The sequence below is a fragment of the Sporolactobacillus pectinivorans genome, assembly GCF_002802965.1.
Classification (GTDB): domain Bacteria; phylum Bacillota; class Bacilli; order Bacillales; family Sporolactobacillaceae; genus Sporolactobacillus; species Sporolactobacillus pectinivorans.
The window spans coordinates 1,132,222-1,149,647 of record NZ_NXGA01000001.1 but is presented as its reverse complement, the minus strand read 5'-3'; the positions used below and the strand labels follow the sequence as shown (position 1 = coordinate 1,149,647).

Sequence of the window (17,426 nt, the reverse complement as noted above, 5' to 3'; positions counted from 1 at the left end):
TCGAACGATTATATTGAAGTTAGTTTCAAAGGAAATTAAAAAGTTGAATTAATTTTCATTTTAGGACAGCAAGGAGGTTAGGCTCTTAGTTACTCACTCTTTAAAGATTTAGTCTCTAAAATTGGTTAGGCAGATTCAAATAAAATTTTAATTAATGAGAGGATGAAAATGATGAAAAAGTATAACTGGGGCATGATTGGCACGGGATGGATCGCACACGAAATGGCTGACGCGTTAAATGCTGTTAATGGAGAAATTTATGCCGTAGCTGATGTGAATGAAGCCGCCTTACAGGCATTCAGCAAAGAAAAGAATATTCAGCGCACGTTCTCTAATCCTGACGATTTACTTAAAGATCCCAATGTCGATGTGATCTATATCGCAACGCCGCATAATTTTCACTATGGCTATATTATGAAAACGCTACAGGCAAACAAGAATGTTTTTGCCGAGAAAGCGATCACGGTCAATTCGCAACAATTAAATAAAGTAAAGGAACTGGCTGATAAAAAAGGATTGATTGTGACAGAAGGCTTCACGTTATTACACATGCCGCTGTATAAAAAAGTAAAACAGCTGATAAATTCCGGAGAACTCGGCGATATTAATCTCGTGCAGGTCAATTTTGGCAGCTTAAAAGATTACGATGTCAAGAATCGCTTCTTTAACAAAGATTTAGCTGGCGGTGCCTTATTAGACATCGGTGGCTATGCTACAGCCTTTGCGCGTTCATTTTTAAAAACGCAACCCACGAATATTCTGACAACCGTCAAATATTTTGAAACAGGGGTGGATGAACAATCAGGCATTATCTTAAAAAATCTGGATGATCAATTAGCGGTTATGGCCTTGTCGATGCGTGCAAAGCAGCCCAAACGCGGGGTTATTTCTGGCACTGAGGGATACATTGAAATTTCCAATTATCCGCGGGCCACAAAAGCCGAGATCACCTATACGAAAGATGCACATACTGAAACGCATGAAGTGTTAACTGCGGGAGACGAATCCCTTGCCCTGCAATACGAAGTTCAGGATATGCAAAGATATATTGAACAGGGCCATGATGACGGCGAATTCGCATTATCCGTGGATGTCATGGATATCTTAACCAATGTACGGAATCAATGGGGCATGAAATACCCGTTTGATCGTACCGAATATTAAAAAGGGACCACAGCATGGAATCTGATATTAAAGAATTTGTCAATAGAATCTATTCAAATTTAGGTCATTTTTCTAAATCCGAAAAAAAAATAGTGGATTTAATGATCAACGACCCTCAGTTTGTGATCAACGCGACCATTTCACAGCTAGCCCATCGAGCTAACGTCAGTGAAGCATCCATATCACGTTTTTGCAAAAGAATCGATCTGAATGGGTTTCATCATTTAAAAGTTTTATTAGCACAAAGTTCATTAACTAGTGTTGAGTCTCAAGATGGTGACTCTCTGGATAGTCAAGACAAAACATTAGACAGACTCATGAACGATAAAGGAAATGAGATTCGGGCAACTTTAGAGGGCTTTGATAAAACAATGATGAAAAGCATCATTCAACTCATTAAAGATGCCCGGTTAATTCAGATTATGGCTGAAGGCAATACGTTTCCTGTAGCTCTGGATGCTTGTTTTAAGTTTAATCAGATCGGGAGGTTGGCGTTTACCGCTTCTTCCTGGGAAGTTGCCATGGGGCAGACTTTAAACTTAACTGATTCAGATGTGGTTATCGTCATCTCTAACTCAGGAGAATCCCGGCAGCTCATTCAATTAGTCGAAATTGCGAAAAAGAATCATGTAAAGGTCATGGCCCTGACTAATAATAATAGTTCACCCCTTGCCGCGTTATCTGACTATAATGTGGTTACAGCCAGCAGGGGTACTATTTTTATGTCAGAATATTTTTTTTCCAGAGTATCCGCAGTCACGGCGATTGAAGCCATCTTTATGTTGCTGATCGCAGATAATCCTCGGCTTAAGGACAAAATTCAAAGGCATGAATTATTAATCGCGTCAAAAAAGATTTAACAATTGAATCCAATTATTTGAAAAGCAGACAATTTTAGCGTGCGCATCCACCAAAATTGTCTGCTCATTGCATTTGCCCCATTATATTTGTGTGCATGTTCCGAACCTGCCTATTTGCAAGCTGGACAATTAAGCAAGCATCCGCTTGTTTGTTTCGAATACCCTATTATGACTGTTCCATTATGAAATTCGGAGCGAACCCCTCAGACATTGAAGTTCAACTCGAGAATTCTGTAAGAGAAGATATTGGTCGGCTTATACTAAGGAGAGGAGTATAGAATATGTTGCTTTGCATCTTCTCGTCACCATCCAAACTCTTTTTAACCTTGTTGGAACGTCTTTAAATCATCCAAAGTGCTTTTAAATCAACCCTTTACCTGCTAATCCCGTTCACAAAACAGATGGAGTAACGATACAAAAGCCCGAAATCCTTGTTGTATCAAAGATTTCAGGCCCTTTTATTCACCTCGTGCCACAGCAGATCATATTGTTCCGATCTGCAATTGCTTTTATCGAATGAAGTTCTGTTTTACACGGGATAGCCCCCAAGATCAGTGAAAGGGGGACCTTCGCCACTTCCAGCGCTGAATAAACCAGATAATCCTCAGTCGTTTGACAGATTGGTCATCACACTAAAGCCCTTATATATTGAGAATCTCCCTATTCTCTTTTTCAGACAATCGGGAAAGTGACTGAATTCAGTACCTGGATTATTCGTTATCAGATAACTTTGCCAGTCCGGCTGCAAATCGTTCTTCATTGAATATTTCTTTATTTTTTGACAGTCTATAGATTTCTTCTGCAATCACGCCACCAATCATCTCTATTGCACGTTGCCTGCTGCAGCCTTCCTTCATTAACCGTTTTAAGGTTTGCTGCGTGCATTCAGGGTCATTATCTGCCAACTGCCTGTCCACCACTTCCAAAATCAAATTTTTCAAGTGATAATTAACCATGGACAACCCTCCACTCATTCCAGTCAAAAAAGCTGAAAGATACTGTTAGTTTTGATCCGATAAATAGCCCTCTTCGTTCAGCATTATGCACGACTTCACATCACTACTATAGCATAAACCAATATCGTTTTGATAAATGACTCTGCCTTGGTTGATCAGAGGCCGGATCGGATATATGCAAAAAAAAAGGCTGAATCATAAGTTCAGCCGCTTTTTTGTTTCAACCTTTTTAATGCCCCTGCTGTTCATGAAAAAAATTCAGGAGTTCCGCCAGTTTATCGGCCCTGATCTGTCCCGGTGCAGAGGCCTTCTCAGCGGATCCGAAAGTCAGTGCAGACCCGAAGAGTTCTCCGGTCAACCGGCTGATCACACCCTTTCCGGACATCGACATGGTAATAAACGGACGGTCGGCGAAGGTTGTGTTCATCAGTTCTGTTGCCTTCAGCAATGTCAGAACATCGTTTGCCGTTTTCGGCATGACAGCCATTTTCGAAATATCCGCACCTTGTTCCTGCATCTCGCAAAGCCGTTTGACAATAACTTCCGTACTCGGTGTCTGATGGAAATCGTGGCTCGACATAATTACTTTTGTGCCATAGCGGTGCGCCGTTCCGACAATTTCACGCACCGTTTCATTGCCGCTGGAACGTTCAACGTCCACTAGATCAACCAATCCGCTTTTGATCAATTCATGATTCAGAGCCACATAATATTCGGGACTGATCTTTTTTTCTCCGCCTTCCTGCAATGTCCGGAAGGTAAACAGGATGGGTTGATCCGGCAGCATCCTTCTAAGCTCAGCAGCCATTCGCTTAACTTCATCATAGCGATTTGCCGCGTCAAGATAATCCGCGCGCCATTCAATAATATCGACAGGCAGTTCTTTCAGCAGGCCGATTTCCCGGCGCAGTTCCTCCAAATTTCTGCCAACAATCGGTATAGCAATTTTCGGAATGCCCGTGCCCAGTTCCACATTTTTAATTTTAACCGTTTTCATTTTCATCTCTCCCTTCTCCGCCTGCACAGAAATTTATTTTGCCACAGAGTTTGCCTGAACCGGTTCATCCTCCGAACGGGCAATCAGTTTGCGATAGCGATAATTTACAAAGAGCCCAAGCAGAATGCCGAGCCCATTAACACAAAGTGAGAAGACAAACACGCCTTGTATATCCGAATAGCGGATGATGACACCGGTTATAAACGGAATGCCTGCCTGAGCAATGCCGGTCGCTGTATCAATTGCTCCGGTGACTGTTCCTTTCCGATTCCAGAAAAACTCGCAGAACACTGCGATGCAGAGTTGAAAAACTCCTGCTGTGAACACGCCGATCAAAAAAGCGGAAACGGCAGCCAGGACGGCGGACCGTGAAAACATGAATAATACGGTGGCCAGAAATGACGCCACCGGAAAAGCAGCCAGAATGGTTACCGGCCTGATGATCTTCATCAGCAGCAGTGCCAGAAAAACCACTGAGATAATGGCACCGATGTTATAATAACTGACCAGCTTCAGCGAACTGTCAAGACCCATTCCAATAACGCTCTGCCCGTAAGTGGGCAGCCAAGTACCCATAATATACAAGAGTCCGGGAGCTGTAAAACCGATCAGGATAAAGGCCAAACCTTCGAGCCAGAGCTTCGGCTTCCCTTTGAAACGGGCATGGGGAGGAATTTCTCCCGAGACAATTGCCGATTCTTTTTTCGGAAAAGGAGCCTTTGTCAGCAGCAGAAAAGCAATAACATAGATCAGAGCCGGCAGGAAGAAAGACAGTCCGTAAAAAAGCCCATTCCTGCTGAGAAAAATAATAACCAGCGGGAGCAGCGCAGAGCCGAGAGAAATGATGGCCTTGAGAACGACAGTTGAAGAACCGCCATACTTTGGAAAAAATTCCATTAACGACGGATAAGTGCCCGTATCTAGGCAGGCAATGGACAACCCGCCCAGAATGGCGATGCACAATGCCGCATAGTAGCTGGGAGCAAGCGGAATGCCAAAAAGAAACAGTGCCATGAAAATACAACCGATCATAATCATGCGCTTGCGGCCAATCCTGTCGACAAGAATGCCATCAATAAAAACTGTGCACAGCCTGCCAAAACCAAAAGCTGCGATCATAAAGCTCACACCAGCAGAATCGGTATGAAACTGATGCTGCAAAAATGTCATATTTTGCGCAAGGATGATATAGGCCATACCAAAAGCAAAATAAATCGTGTAGCAGCAAAGTGCTGAAAACAAATAACTATTTCTTCGTTCCATCTTTCTCGCCTCCCGGTTCGGTGCGCCATAAAACAGCTTCTTTTTTTATTATGAGGCTTCCACTTCTGTCGTCGCTGCAATGCGCACCACTTTACGATACCGGTAAGCGATGATCAGCGCAAGTACAAATCCTGCTGCCGCAATCCAAGCATCAAATATCATAATGCTTGCGATACTTGTATTTGAGAGCCTTCCTGTGATCAGTGGAATTGTAAATGAGGCGATGCTCCCCAGAGTATAGAAAGTCCCGGTGATCGTTCCCTTGCCGCGCGGAAAGACTTCGGCCATCAGCACCAATGCCAGCTGCATCACGCCACCCGCAGCAGAATAGCCGATGACAAATGAGAAGAGAATGCAGACAAGCGGGGATGGGAAAAGGACCAGGATAATGAGTGCGGCCATTGAAACAAACGTATAGCCGACCAGAAAAAAGATCGTATGAAATTTTTTTACTAGAACCGCAGTCACAAAAACACAGATAATCGAGCCAATCGCATAATAGCTCATCAAAACACGTGACGGGGTGTCACCCATGCCCGCCACACTGCTGCCATACTTGGTCAGCCACTGGCTGACCAGATAGAAGGTTGCTTGTGAAACATAGCCGTAAAGGCAGAAGCAGATGCCCTCCAGCCAGAACTTGGGTTTGCCGATTAAATGGTCATGCGTCTCATTTTTTTCAAAGCCAGATGCATCCTCAGCCGAATACATGAGCGGGAATGGGCGTTTGAAAAGATAGAATGCGTTGGCTATAAGAATGATGGCGGCGATTAGGAACGACCAACCGAACCAGATGTGGGCGGCAACAAAAAAGCTGATAATCAGCGGAAGAAGAAACTGTCCGCCGGAAATAAAGGCTTTAAGCATGATATTCGCTGTCGAAGCCGATACCGGAAAGGATTCCATCAGTGCTGGATAGGTTCCGCAGTCCAGAAAAGAATTGGCTATTCCGGCAAGAATACCGAAAATATAGGCCACGGCAATATTCGGACTGATCAGAATACCGATAAAAAAGCTAATATATGTGATCAGTCCTAGGTAGACAAACGGTTTGCGCCCGAACTTGTCGGAGAGCACCCCTGAAACAAACAGAACGATCAGGCGCCCGATACCAAGTGCAGATATGACAATCGCTACCCCGCCGATATTTGTGTTCCATTGTTTCGCCAGCGCATCCATATTCTGAGCCAGTATAATGACACCCATGCCGTGGACAAAATAATTGATATACAGACCTAGCGCAGTCGGCACATATTTGTTTTTCATCCGAGACAACCCCTTTTTTAAATGATCAAATTTTTAACGGAGGATGTACTGAAAAAGCATCCGTTCTTATTCAGCTCTGAAATCTGTAATGCTTTTCTCCGAATAACTTACCGGACTCTTATTCAAATCCATCGCATATTTTGTGATTTATTTCACATGTTTTCCAGCAATGTAACCTCATATAACAGATCATTTGGCCGTTGACGCAGACTGTTTCGAATCGTCACCGGCAAGGAATGGGAGCGAACGGATGTAGTCGACAGGCATTTGTTTTCCGGTCCAGATTTCAAACGCGCGCGCCCCCTGCCACAGCATCATGCCCAGCCCGTTGAAAAAACGGCAACCCTGCGCTTCGGCAATATGGAGCAATTTTGATTGTCTCGGACTATAAACAACGTCTGTCACAATCAGGTTGGATCGCAGCATGGATAGATCTGTAATAACACTCTGTCCTTCAAGAGGTTTCATGCCAACACCTGTTGCGTTGCCAAACAGCACACTGCCAGCTATCTCTGCACGCAGTCGATCCTGATCGGCCAGATCGAACAACTGAGCATGGCAGGAAGTTTTTGTATTGATTTTCTCGACCGTGTTTTGCGCATTCTCATAAAATTCGTCTTTGCGATTGAAAATCGATATTTCTTTTACCCCGTCCAGCGCAGCCTGAACGCAGATGGCGGTTGCCGCTCCACCTCCACCGGCAATGGTTATTTTTTTGCCAATAATATCGACCCCGTTTTCTTTCAGATTTCTCATGTAGCCTGTTCCGTCAGTAATATCTCCCGTCAGAACACCATTGTCATTGACTACCGTATTAACCGCACCAACCAGCTGGGCAGCCGGTGTCAGCTGATCCAGATATTTACCGATCAGCCGCTTGTTCGGCATCGATACGTTCCATCCCCGTAGTTTGAGCGCGCGGAATCCCTTGACAACATCAGGAAGCTCCTGATTATTGACTTCGAAAGCCAGATAGACGTAATCAAGGCCCAGCTTTGCAAAAGCTTCATTGTGCATAATCGGTGACAGGCTATGCCGGATCGGCGTAGCAATCAGTCCAATCAATTCGGTGTGTCCACTAATTCTTTCAGCCATGATGCATCTTCCCTTCAAATAATTTTCAGTGAATTTATAAAAACTGCAAGTGGAACGGACGGATAACTATATCTTTGGACCATTCAGATTGCAACAGGAGAACCGGTTTTCAGAGCGTCGACCTTTTTGATCGTTTTAAGGATGTCTCTTGCCTCTCTCGTTCCGTTAATCAGCCTGCGTGCCGCTTTGCTGTCGCCTATCGTGACAGATTCAATTCTATTTCCGCGGCAGTAGGTTCCCAGTTCATCAGCCAAGGGGTTGAAAGAACGCATTCCCAAGCAGATAAAACCATAGTCAAATGGAATCTGTGTCTCCTCCGAACCTTTTTTCACATTGAAATGATCGGCCTTCACTTTAACCAGTGCGGTTTCCTTGTGCTGATTCACTTTGTATTTTTCAAGCATCGCCATCATTGACACACGCGTGACCAGATCGAGATCTTTCCCCAGCACAGGCAGCATTTCAATAATTGATACCGATCCTGCACCGCGCTTTGCAAAATATTCAGCAACATCCAGGCCGACAGCGCCTCCTCCGACAATAACGATGGTCTTGCCTTCGAACAGGCTGAATTTCGGAAGGTCGGCCAGAAGATCAAAAACAGAGAATATATGTCGGTCGTTTTTCCCTAATTCTTCATGCAACCCGGGAATTGGCGGAAGAAGCGGTTTTGCACCGCTCGCGGTGACCACAATGTCCGGCCGGGTCTGTTTAATGGCTTCGAGATCAGCCCTAGTATTCAATGAGACTGTCAGGTTAGGCAAACGATCCGCCCTTTTCTCCAGGTAATCCGGAAAATCAGCGATACGCCGCTTATCCGGCAATCTCGAAATCTCGCGTGCCAGTCCGCCGAGATAGCTCTTTGCCTCAAACAAATGGACATCACAGCCGACTTCCGCCGCCGTGCATGCGGCCTCCAGTCCTGCCGTCCCGCCGCCGATCACCGTCACGCGCACTGGACGGCTGACCTGATATTGTTTATAATCATCGCCGTGGATCAGATCCGGATTAATCGTGCAGCGAATGGGTTTCGACTGGGCGATTCTATTATCCGCGCAGCCGATATTGCATGAAATGCATTTTCTCATCAGCATTTCCTGCCCGTACCGGACTTTATTGACCCAGTAGGGTTCAGCCAGCAGTCCACGTCCGATCGCGATCAGATCTGCCTGCCCACTTTCAATAATCTTCTCGGCAATGCCCGGTGTCCGTATATTTCCGGATGTGACGGTGATTTTGTTAAATTTTTTTTTAACTGCTTCGGCCATGTACGCGCGCCAGCCGTCTTCAAGCGACATCTCATCGATCTGATATTGGATCGAATCATTCAGTGCTGCAGATACATTCAAAATGTCAATTTCATCAGTCAGAAATTCCAGCAGCTCCAGCGTATCTTCCAACGTATTGCCTCCCTCGACGAACTCTTCAGCACCGAAACGCAGTGCGATTGGAAAATGAGGGCCAACCTGCCGACGGACTTCATTGATAACCAGCCGCGTGAAACGGGAGCGATTCTCCGGGTTTCCACCAAATTCATCCGTCCGTTGATTGTATACGGGGGACAAGAACTGACTGAGCAGGTAGGAGTGGCCGGCATGAATTTCGATACAGTCAAATCCGGCCCGCTGCGCGCGATGTGCCGCTTCACCATACTTTTTAACGATCTCCAGTATCTCGTCTTTCGTCAGTGATCGTGGAACGGCGCCCCCGGATTTTGAAGGGATAGTCGATGCTGAAACGGGTTGGATGCCGTTCAATCGGCCAGGATAGGCGGAAGCTCCGGCATGGTTAATCTGCACAGAAACACAGGCACCATAAGCATGCATTGTTTCCGTAAATTTATAAAGGCCCGGGATAAACTGGTCGTTGTCCATCCTCAGCTGAGTAGTGCCGTTAGACCCCATCGGAAAATCCAAACAGACATTTTCAAGAATGATCAGTCCAGTGCCTCCCCTTGCGCGATCCTTGTAATATGAAAGATGATCGTCACTCATACTGCCATCGAGTTTAGCAAAATTGGTTCCCATCGGCGACATAACGATCCGATTTTTGATCGTCATCCTTTTGATTATAAGCGGCTTGAATAACATCGGATAATCTGCCATCATCTGTCTCCCTTTCCAATACTGCTGGAATTCTTTGTTATTTATTTCACAAATTAATCAATATTAAGACATTCTTCTTTTTCCCTGACTCACAAACTATGATATTTACTTCACAAACTTATTGTAGAATCCGCTTACATTGATTACAATAAAATTATCAGTTAATATTTATAGCTTTTTTCTATAGTTTCGTGCTAACCAATTATATTCTTCAGAGGTGTTTCATCATGAATTTAAAACAACTCTATTACTTCCTGGATCTTGCTGAAACAGAGCATTATACAAATTCCTCCGAACGGCTGAGCATCTCACAGCCGACACTCAGTCACGCGATTGCGCTGCTTGAGCATGAGCTGGGCGTCCTCCTGTTTGAAAAGCAGGGCCGCAATATCCGTTTAACAAAATATGGGAAAATTTTTCTTCCTTACGTTCAGAACGCATTGGGTGAACTTCAGAAGGGAAAAATGACTCTTGAAAATTTAATCGATCCGCATTCCGGAATCATCGAACTGGCTTTTATCTATACAATGGGTGCCTCCTTCGTCCCGGAAATGGTTGGTCAGTTTTCCGGAAGGGAAGAGCAGCGGCAAGTCCGTTTCAATTTTTATCAGGGGACAACCCATAACGTGCTACAAAAAGTGACCGATGAATCCTGTGAACTGGCTATCTGCTCCTATGTTCCGGATCATCCGGAAATTTCGTTTATTCCGGTTTACAAGGAAGAACTGGTTCTGATTACAGCAAAGAACCATCCGCTGGCCAGATTTGACCAGGTCGACCTGGAACAGACTTTGCCCTACCCCTATGTATTTTTCAGCAAGAGCAGCGGGCTCTACCCTCTGATTCACGACACGCTTAAAGCGTTACATATTCATCCGAAAATGGCCTGCATCGTTGAAGAAGACCTGGCGATGGCCGGACTAGTCTCAATCAACTACGGTATTGCTATCATACCGAAAATCAAAGCTTTGGCTACATTTGATGTGAAGATTCTGAAGATCACCAACAAAATACCGGCACGAATGATTTACCTCGCCTATCTGAAGAATCATTACATGAGCCCGGCTGCACTGGCTTTTAAAAATTTTCTTACTCGCTATAAAAAGTTGACGATCCACTAAATATATTACGTATCTTTGACAGCTGTCGCTGTATGCACAGGCTTTTATCCTCAAAGTATTTGAGAACATTAAACCGACTGGCCGTAGCATATGTTCTGGATTGATAAGTAACTGATCCCATTGCTTATTTAATTTATTGATGTGAACGAAACTGTCAATAAACCTGTGCACATTTGTATCGATCACTTTTTTAGACAGTTTTAAAGAAGCGTTTTTAGCTCCTTTTTCTTCTAGATTCGTCATTGCTCAGTTTATGAAACACAGCCGTTTTTCATCGGTCTTCACCTCTATTTTTTGAAGTTGGGCGCACGACTCGACGACAAAAATCCCTTCTCCGATGAGCATACCGATATCCGGTGCTCACATTTTACCGTTCCGTCTCAGGATCTGTCACTGTTCTTTCACTTTGGACATGTATATGTTTTATTTTTTTAAAGCCCTTAACAACAGCACTCAAAGAGTGGCGTGTAAGGGCTATCGGGCTTAAGCATTTCCCAAAATATAAATATATACCTGCTAAAGATAAATCAGTAGTCCGTCCATCATCCCATGTTTTATAATTATAAGTTCATTTTTGAGGGATGCATGTTCCAGCTTCATAGACCCTATAGATACCGATCATACCGTTCTTCCCATTATCTAACTTCGACTTATCGATTATCCTAATCGTATAAAACGAACCATATCCGTTGTTGCTCTTACTTAGAGAACCTCCCATATCGTCAAACACTATAGTTTCATTGTTATCATCATTTAAAATATGTCTTAAGTACTTTTCAGCTTCTGTACCGTTGGAAATATGGAAGCTGCCCGCGGCAGAATTCGAATGACTTTCCGGATCATCGCTCGGATTGATTAAAACATATACACCATTTTGATAGACTTTATAAAGTCCTAATGTTCCGGAACCCCCCTGTTCTCTCATAGACTTAGAGACTAATCCTATCGTGTAATATGCTCCTCTTTTATCTGTATTCAGCGATCCATCCATGGCACTAAACAATATATCATTGTCATTATCATATTTTAGTTGATGCCGCAAGTAGTTTATAGCTTCAGTGCTACTAGAAATATAAACATTACTCGTGCCAGATGAATGACCTTCTGCACTCTGATCTTTATCAGTATTTCCCGCACTCGTTGAACGATCCAGTGTATTCATTTTTTTAGATGACGAATGACTCGTACCAGTTGTTTTAGAGGATGAACTTGTTGCACCAGCGGCATCCATCGACTCAGCGTTAAATGCGTGTGAACCGCACCCAGAGACGAAGACAAATAAAAGAAACACACCCAATAAAGGAACGATACGTTTCATAAAAAACCCCCGTTAATTATTCTAAGTAGCTTATTAAAAGCAGTAATAGTTTAAGGCTAAAGATCTAAATTCCACTTTTTAGCACTGGAACTTTCAATCAATCCGTCATCCCCTCTTCAAATGATTTTTTATCCATTACAAAAAAGAGGTTATTATTCCACAGTTCCATCTTAACTCAGTAATACCACATCGAGCTTTTGAAATTACCCGATTATTCATTTAAAATTGACTACCAAATTGAAATAATGTATGACCCTTTCCCCTTTTGATCATCGTCATCAATGAAATAGCGAATGATTTCGGCAATATCATTAGGTGAACAAACTGGGTTAAGTTCCCTTTTTACTCACGTTTTGATCTTTTTCATTCTCTGGTTTTGTATAGATTTTCCATGGGTAAAACCTAGTTGTTTATATGTCTCCACTAAATTTTTGCGGAGGATGCGGGCAAGCTGCGCATGTTAGTATCTGTAAAAAAAGGCTCGCAGTAACAAAAGAGGAGAGCCTATCTCAGGATATTAAATTAAAGGGACTTCTTTGTTAATACGTAATGTTGTAGTTATTATCCGTGAAAGTTACCCGTGTATTGGTTCACCGTCACATAGGGATACTCACCCGTATTAATTCCTTTAACCCAAACTTCCCAATAACCTCTGCCAATATAAACGTAGCGATCAGGCGTTACATGATAACCGCGGTACAAATCTTTCTCAAAAGTTTTTACCCAAGCGCCCTGCGGCTTCGAAGCCGGGTTGATCGTGCCCTTTTGGTCAACCGTCACTTCTGGAAAATACCCCGTGTCGAATTCTTTAACCCAGACACCCCAAATACCATCGCCAAAATAAACGTAACGGCTGGGCGTTAGATGATACTCTCGGTAAAAATTTTTCTCAAAGGTTTTGACCCAAGCACCCTGCGGCCTATTCACTACTTGACCGACAGTACCTGAACTTGAACTCGTATTAGTACTCGTTAAGCCCACAGACGTTGATGAGCTGCTACTTGCCGGCTGGCTAGAACCGGTTGATATGGATGAACTGCTTGCTGGCGAAAGGCTTGAACTTGCCGGCACATTCGTCGCCGCTGATGAACTGGAAGCTGAACTTGCTGCTGCACTCTTATGACGTGATGCAACTTCAACTTTTTGGGAGGAGGCTGTTTCTGAATGTCCACGCGGCGAGCTCTGATTGTAATTGAATAGGAATAATAGTCCGCCAATCACAACCAGAACACCGACCAACATAATTAAGATCTTTTTCATTTGTATCCCTTCCCCAGGCATCTGTAATCTTCTAAAATTAAACGACCAATACTTGCTCCGCATTATATCTAGAGTCTGCAATATTATTTCATGACTGTAGTTGTGAAACGGTGACACCATGCTTCACTGCGATACCGCTGAATCTATCGCCGGATTATATGACATAGGTAGTTGTTTCGTCAAAATAAACGTCATTAAAACAAGCATACATAACATGTCCATAGTTAGTTATAACACTTTTCTGCTTTTTTTCACCGTAAACTTTTTGCGTGCTTACCGCAAAAAAGTTGCGTGGTTCACGTAAAACACAGAATAAAAGACGCTTATCGGGCGTCTCTTATTTGTACTTTTTATCTTTTTTGTGCCTTCATCCGTTGAACTGCTGGCTTCTCAGCGTCTTCTATTTGGGCATCGGGTAAATTTAAGGGGGGATTCTAGTAAAAGAAGCAGAGAGTCTTTGTGAATAAGAAAACCGGATTTTTATATCCATTTCCTTCTGAATCACGACAGTAAACATTTTGGAACGTCACCGGAAGCCCTCACTATACAGGAACTGATCCCATTGTCTTGATTTTGCAGAAGGAATTCTCTTTTTTCTCGCTTTATCTGATACACAATACATAATACGTAAAAGTACCTTAGATGGCAGATTTTTTTAGTGTCTGCTTACCAAGGTACAGTTTATTATCTGCATTTTTTCTTTTTCATACTGATTATTGATTAGCCGCTTTTACCTGTTCAAACTGACCGGCAACAGCCAATGTGATCGGATCATCTTTTTCAAGACCGCAGACGTCGAGAAGGACACCGGTTACTCCACTTTCGCGTAGCTTCTGCTGTAATTCAACGGCTTCGCTGTCCGTCTTCACATCAAATCTGAGACAGGCTGCGATCGCTTTCGCCAGATAATTGAATGATAAACCGAACTTCTCCGCTTCGACGGACGGTTTGATCAAACGGTCCTGAGGGCCTAGTTTGCGAAGCGGTGAACGGCCGACACGCGTCACGTCGTCGTTAAGCATTGGATTCTGGAAACGATGCAGAATCTTTTCAACGTATTTTTCATGGACGGAAGGCTCGAATCCGTATCGTTTGATCAGATAGGCACCGGTTTCTTTGATCGCCCCTTTGACATCCTGATAAATGTCCGGATCGTGCAGCACTTCATGAATTTTCTTTTTTCCGGCCAGATAACCCAGATAAGCTGTCACCGCATGACCCGTATTAACCGTGAAGAGTTTTCTCTCAATGTAAGGAGCAAGATCGGAAACTGTCTGCATGCCTTTGACTTCCGGTATCGGAGTGGAAGACTCAACGATCCATTCATGATAGTCTTCAACCAATACGTCCAGCAGTTCTTCATTATGCTGCAGAGGAACGATCCGGTCGACCGCTGAATTCAGAAAATAGACTCTGCCCGTTAATTTCCGCACCGTTTCCTGATCCAGATATTCGAGAATATCATTTTTCAACAAATCGGTTGCATTAATCTGATTCTCACAGGCGATCACATAAACCTTTTCATCGGATATTTTCAGCCGCTCCGACAATCCCTGTGCGATCAGTGGCGCAATAAATGACAATACTTTCGGACCAATCGCTGTCGTGATAAATGTAGCATCTTTAATTGCTTCAACAACTTCGTCCGGATGCTCTTTGTTATTGATGCCGGAGACATTGTGGATTTCAAAGATCTGCTGAGGCTCGGAAGCCGTTCTGACACGATAAGCGCTCTTCTCATTCAGTGCATTGATGATCGGGTCGGCGATATCAACAAACGTTACATGATAACCGGATTCAGCAAACAGTCCGCCGATGAAACCCCTTCCAATATTACCTGCTCCAAAATGTATAACGGTTTTCATTATTGATCAGTCCTTCGAAAATTTATTTACTAAAAATCTATAGAAAATATCTTCCAACTTTGAATGAATGATTTTTTCATTAGCCGAAGCAAAAATCAGTGTGCTCTCCCTGTCTTCGACAAATGAGGAGCTGATGGTTCCAATTACTTCCCGGCGAACCGTATCCATCGGCTCGGGTGCCAGTAAAATCAAAAAATTACTGACAGCCAGTTTCGACCCATCCATTCCCCTCATTACAAATTGGCAATCCGAATGGACAATCTGAAAAATAATCGTTTGAATTGATGGGTCCGTGCAATGAAACAGCGCCATATTCGTGTCTGGAATGGCCAGCCCCGCCAGTTTTTCACGGGCGATTAATTTCTGATATACCGTATCCGGATCGCCAACGAGAGATTGATTGAAAAGATGATCGGTGGCTGATCGAATCACTTCTTGCATCTTTTCAGCGTGCTGCATTGGCTGCACTGAAAAATGATCCAGAATCTCCTGAATCGACAAACGGACAAGGTCAAGCTCATCAAGAAATCTTTTCAATGAAGATGCATGATTTTTCGGACTCTGCTGTACATCAGACCCGGCGGTTCCGGAAAAAGCGGTAGGCATCGTTTTCCTGCGAGATGTCAAGCTCTGCAGCACAGAATGAATATCCTCTATGTTTTCTTTGCTCAGAAGCGGATTGACAAAGACGCACGGAATGCTTTGCTTCGGCAGATGTACCGTCGACAGGATCAGATCATAGGTTGTCAGATCCGTTTGATGCATGGCACTGATTGAAGCGATCGACACCGATGAGAATTCAGGAAATTCCTTATTCAGCCGAGTGGCCAGCATCTTGGATGCACCGATTCCCGTCGGGCAGACAACAAGTACGCGTACCTCTTCATCTTGCCTTCTCTGCTCCAGAGCCGATTCAAAATGGAGGACAACATAGGCGATTTCATCATCCGGGAAATCGATATTTGTAAAAACCTGTTTCAGGCAGTTGGCCATTACGGCGAACAAGGCAGGATACTGCGCCTTCACCTGCTCCGTCAGCGGATTGTAAGCTGCTAAGTTCTTTCTAATCCGGAACAAAGACGGTTCGAGATGTGCCATTAAGCCCTGGAATAGGGAAAAGTCACCCGTCAAGTCAACATTCAATTGTTTTGAAATCTGCAAAATCAGTTTTTTGATCGTTCTTCCTGTGATCACACTGTCAAAATAGACCGATTCAGCATTCTGAAGTCTGGAACCCTTAAGAATCATCGCCAGAAAATTCTTTTCCGGCTCCGGCAGCTCAACGGACAGATGTTTACTGATAATCTGGCTGATTTTTTCAACGATAGGAAGGCCTTCTTGTTGTCCAGATCCGGGTGGATCGATCAGAAGACTGTTTTCCAGGGCAAATCCCGATTCATATCTCTGCACAGTGATGCAGAACTGGATCAGAAATCCGACATAGTCGCTGTCTGCTAATTCAGTGTACATGGAACCGATATTTTGCTTGATCGCCTGATCGATTTCCCACAGATAATCCTGTTTGAAATAATGAAGAATTTGCCGTTCTTCCGCGGGTATAGGCCTGGAAAGTTGAAAAATAGCTTCAATCATCTCTTCATTAAAAAAAAGGAGGTAGAAATTGGCGAGTGCTTTCCGTTTGGCACTTTCGGAACCATCCAGAAGAATACCGACGCCTCGTTTCCTGTTGATCGTGACCTCAAAATCTTCAATCCAGTCTGCCAGATCATCCAGATAGGTCTGCATCGTGGTGACCGAAATACCGAGGTCCTTGGCCAGCGGACCCGTTTTAACCGGTTCATTTGTTTTTGACAATTGAAGCAATAGCAAGAGTTTTCGCTCTTTCATGGAAAGATCCAGCGGCTCAAGCTTTGACAACGTTTGCGCCAGGCTGAAAACGGCTTTGTCCGGTCCCTCAATATGAAGGCTGTCGTTGTCTTTCTGTACCAGTCTGAGGTCAAAGTGATTCAGTGTTTTCTCTATTTTTTTCAGGTCGCGATGAACCGTACGCACACTGACCTGCAGATAGGTAGCTATGGATAATGAGGTATGCCTGCCGCCGGTTTTGATCAGCAGTTCGATTATGGTTTTTTCTCTATTGGTAATAAACATAATCTCAGCCCATTTCCTTTTTTCCTTATTCTGACTTGATTCCT

At 43.8% G+C, this 17,426-nt stretch carries 13 protein-coding genes; 3 read left to right on the top strand and 10 right to left on the bottom strand.

The window, feature by feature from the left end; genetic code table 11:
• Positions 1-171 precede the first annotated feature (171 nt).
• Together COP04_RS05575 and COP04_RS05570 are read left to right on the top strand one after the other, a co-directional pair.
• Complete coding sequence (locus tag COP04_RS05575) at positions 172-1,164, top strand: Gfo/Idh/MocA family protein (protein ID WP_100489547.1); 993 nt, start codon at positions 172-174, stop codon at positions 1,162-1,164.
• A gap of 14 nt (positions 1,165-1,178) precedes the next feature.
• Complete coding sequence (locus tag COP04_RS05570; RefSeq protein ID WP_100487079.1) at positions 1,179-2,024, top strand: MurR/RpiR family transcriptional regulator; 846 nt, start codon at positions 1,179-1,181, stop codon at positions 2,022-2,024.
• Positions 2,025-2,734: 710 nt separating this feature from the next.
• On the opposite strand, the gene COP04_RS05565 is transcribed toward COP04_RS05570, so the two are convergent.
• The 6 genes from COP04_RS05565 to COP04_RS05540 form a co-directional block, all read right to left on the bottom strand.
• Positions 2,735-2,980 carry a hypothetical protein gene (locus COP04_RS05565; protein WP_100487078.1) on the bottom strand — a complete coding sequence of 82 codons (246 nt, stop codon included), beginning with the start codon at positions 2,978-2,980 and terminating at the stop codon, positions 2,735-2,737.
• A 229-nt stretch (positions 2,981-3,209) separates the two neighbouring features.
• Positions 3,210-3,977 (bottom strand): type I 3-dehydroquinate dehydratase, encoded by a 768-nt coding sequence (aroD, locus tag COP04_RS05560; protein ID WP_100487077.1) that lies wholly within the window; start codon positions 3,975-3,977, stop codon positions 3,210-3,212.
• A 33-nt stretch (positions 3,978-4,010) separates the two neighbouring features.
• Complete coding sequence (locus COP04_RS05555; RefSeq protein ID WP_100487076.1) at positions 4,011-5,240, bottom strand: MFS transporter; 1,230 nt, start codon at positions 5,238-5,240, stop codon at positions 4,011-4,013.
• Between the two features lie 48 nt (positions 5,241-5,288).
• Positions 5,289-6,506, bottom strand: a complete 1,218-nt coding sequence (locus COP04_RS05550; protein WP_100487075.1) for an MFS transporter — start codon at positions 6,504-6,506, stop codon at positions 5,289-5,291.
• A gap of 189 nt (positions 6,507-6,695) precedes the next feature.
• Entirely contained in the window at positions 6,696-7,601 is a 906-nt protein-coding gene (locus COP04_RS05545) for a shikimate dehydrogenase (RefSeq protein WP_100487074.1), read from the bottom strand.
• An 83-nt stretch (positions 7,602-7,684) separates the two neighbouring features.
• Complete coding sequence (locus tag COP04_RS05540) at positions 7,685-9,706, bottom strand: NAD(P)/FAD-dependent oxidoreductase (protein WP_193437391.1); 2,022 nt, start codon at positions 9,704-9,706, stop codon at positions 7,685-7,687.
• 227 nt (positions 9,707-9,933) lie between these two features.
• On the opposite strand from COP04_RS05540, the gene COP04_RS05535 reads away from it, so the two are divergent.
• Positions 9,934-10,827 (top strand): LysR family transcriptional regulator, encoded by an 894-nt coding sequence (locus COP04_RS05535; RefSeq protein ID WP_100487072.1) that lies wholly within the window; start codon positions 9,934-9,936, stop codon positions 10,825-10,827.
• A gap of 568 nt (positions 10,828-11,395) precedes the next feature.
• Here COP04_RS05535 and COP04_RS05530 read toward each other — a convergent pair.
• The 4 genes from COP04_RS05530 to COP04_RS05515 all read right to left on the bottom strand — a co-directional run bounded on the left by COP04_RS05530 (position 11,396) and on the right by COP04_RS05515 (position 17,382).
• A complete protein-coding gene (locus COP04_RS05530; RefSeq protein WP_100487071.1) occupies positions 11,396-12,145 on the bottom strand; it encodes a hypothetical protein in 750 nt (249 codons plus the stop codon).
• 561 nt (positions 12,146-12,706) lie between these two features.
• The gene (locus COP04_RS05525) at positions 12,707-13,405 is read right to left on the bottom strand and encodes a hypothetical protein (protein WP_193437390.1); all 699 of its coding nucleotides are present in this window, start codon (positions 13,403-13,405) and stop codon (positions 12,707-12,709) included.
• A gap of 713 nt (positions 13,406-14,118) precedes the next feature.
• Positions 14,119-15,270, bottom strand: coding sequence for a mannitol-1-phosphate 5-dehydrogenase (locus COP04_RS05520; RefSeq protein WP_100487070.1), 1,152 nt, complete (start codon positions 15,268-15,270; stop codon positions 14,119-14,121).
• Between the two features lie 6 nt (positions 15,271-15,276).
• On the bottom strand, positions 15,277-17,382 hold the full coding sequence (locus tag COP04_RS05515) for a BglG family transcription antiterminator (protein WP_100489546.1): 2,106 nt from the start codon (positions 17,380-17,382) through the stop codon (positions 15,277-15,279).
• Positions 17,383-17,426 lie beyond the last annotated feature (44 nt).